Below are 2500 nucleotides of genomic sequence, written 5' to 3' on the forward strand. Positions count from 1 at the left end.
CGTTGTCCCTGGGGCTGGTTTGCCTTTGGGGTGATTTGAGATCGTATTGAGAGGTTGGGCATTGGACAGGTTTGGCGGTGACCTACTCTCCCACGTCTTGAGACGCAGTACCATTGGCGTGACGGCCCTTATCGGCCGAGTTCGGGAAGGGATCGGGAGTTTAGCCGTCGCTATGACCACCAAACCGGTTCAATGCCCAAGCGGATTTTGATCCGCAAACATCAGTTTCATTGTTCCAGGTCGTTCTTCTGATTGTGCCTTGCTGTTTCTGGATCAGATCAAGCCAATCGGGCGATTAGTACCGGTCAACTGAACGCATTGCTGCGCTTACATCTCCGGCCTATCGACGTGGTGGTCTTCCACGGCCCTCAAGGGAGACCTTGTTTTGAAGGGGGCTTCCCGCTTAGATGCCTTCAGCGGTTATCCTGTCCGAACATAGCTACCCAGCACTACCGTTGGCACGATAACTGGTCCACCAGTGGTTCGTTCAACCCGGTCCTCTCGTACTAGGGTCAACTCTTCTCAAGTCTCCTGCACCCACGGCAGATAGGGACCGAACTGTCTCACGACGTTCTAAACCCAGCTCACGTACCTCTTTAAATGGCGAACAGCCATACCCTTGGGACCTGCTCCAGCCCCAGGATGAGATGAGCCGACATCGAGGTGCCAAACGATGCCGTCGATATGGACTCTTGGGCATCATCAGCCTGTTATCCCCAGAGTACCTTTTATCCGTTGAGCGATGGCCCTCCCACTTGGGACCACCGGATCACTATGACCGACTTTCGTCTCTGCTCGACTTGTCAGTCTCGCAGTCAGGCGGGCTTATGCCATTGCACTCAACGAGCGATTTCCGACCGCTCTGAGCCCACCATCGCGCGCCTCCGTTACGATTTGGGAGGCGACCGCCCCAGTCAAACTCCCCACCATGCAGGGTCCCGGATCCGGATGACGGACCGCGGTTAGACATCAAGAAGGCGAAGGGTGGTATCTCAAGGGAGGCTCCACGAGGACTAGCGTCCCCGCTTCAAAGCCTACCACCTATCCTGCACATCACATTCCTGATGCCAATGCAAAGCTAGAGTAAAGGTTCATGGGGTCTTTCCGTCTAACCGCGGGTAGTGTGCATCTTGACACACAGTTCAATTTCGCTGAGTCCACGTTAGAGACAGCGGGGAGATCGTTACGCCATTCGTGCAGGTCGGAACTTACCCGACAAGGAATTTCGCTACCTTAGGACCGTTATAGTTACGGCCGCCGTTTACTGGGGCTTCAATTCGGAGCTTGCACCCCTCCTTTTAACCTTCCAGCACCGGGCAGGCGTCAGACCCTATACGTCGCCTTACGGCTTCGCAGAGCCCTGTGTTTTAAGTAAACAGTCGCCACCCCCTGGTCTGTGCCCCCCGCCCACAGTTGCCTGCAGACGGGGCTCCCTTCTCGCGAACTTACGGGAGCATTTTGCCGAGTTCCTTTAACGTGGTTCTCTCAAGCGCCTTGGTATACTCTACCAGTCCACCTGTGTCGGTTTAGGGTACGGTCTGATGGAGGGCTATTTCCAGGGACACCGCAGCTGCCCACCCAATCCGATAAGGGCAGACAACCTCAAGCATCCGTCACATCCTCCTGGCCCAGGAATATTAACCTGGTTCCCATCGACTACGCCTTTCGGCCTCGCCTTAGGGGCCGGCTTACCCTGCTCAGATTAGCTTTAAGCAGGAACCCTTGGACTTTCGGCGACAGGGTTTCTCACCCTGTTTGTCGCTACTCATGTCAACATTCTCGCTTCCGATCTCTCCACCGGTTGCCTTACGGCCCGGCTTCACAGAAAGCCCTCCATGTCCGATCCACCCAGAGGATGGAGAAGACATGATGGACTGTATCACGGAACGCTCCGCTACCACGCACATCGCTGTGCATCCCGAGCTTCGGCTCATGGCTTGAGCCCCGTTACATCTTCGCCGCAGGACAGCTTGTCTAGACCAGTGAGCTGTTACGCTTTCTTTAAATGATGGCTGCTTCTAAGCCAACATCCTGGTTGTTTTGGCCGTCCCACATGCTTTCCCACTTAGCCATGAATTAGGGGCCTTAGCTGCAGGTCAGGGTTGTTTCCCTCTTCACGACGGACGTTAGCACCCGCCGTGTGTCTCCCGGATAGTACTCATCGGTATTCGGAGTTTGCTTAGGCTCAGTAAGTCTGTGGGACCCCATTACCCATGCAGTGCTCTACCCCCGATGGTATTCGTCCGAGGCGCTACCTAAATAGCTTTCGCGGAGAACCAGCTATCTCCAGGTTTGATTAGCCTTTCACCCCTAGCCACAAGTCATCCAGACCCTTTTCAACGGGTGTTGGTTCGGACCTCCAGTTGGTGTTACCCAACCTTCATCCTGCTCATGGCTAGATCACCTGGTTTCGGGTCTGATCCGTCGAACTCATGCGCCCGTTTAAGACTCGCTTTCGCTGCGCCTCCACCTAACGGCTTAAGCTTGCTCGACAGACCAA

The 2500-nt window shown here is 55.2% G+C and carries 2 rRNA genes (1 of these 2 cut by a window edge); both read right to left on the minus strand.

From position 1 onward, the window contains the following. Nucleotides 1-69: 69 nt before the first annotated feature. Nucleotides 70-184: ribosomal RNA gene (gene rrf, locus LHP98_RS19100) — 5S ribosomal RNA — on the minus strand. 90 nt (nucleotides 185-274) lie between these two features. Next, nucleotides 275-2500: ribosomal RNA gene (locus LHP98_RS19105) — 23S ribosomal RNA — on the minus strand; it runs 662 nt beyond the window's last position.

It is taken from the genome of Rhodobacter sp. Har01 (assembly GCF_020564565.1).
In the GTDB taxonomy this organism is placed as follows: Bacteria; Pseudomonadota; Alphaproteobacteria; order Rhodobacterales; family Rhodobacteraceae; genus Pseudogemmobacter.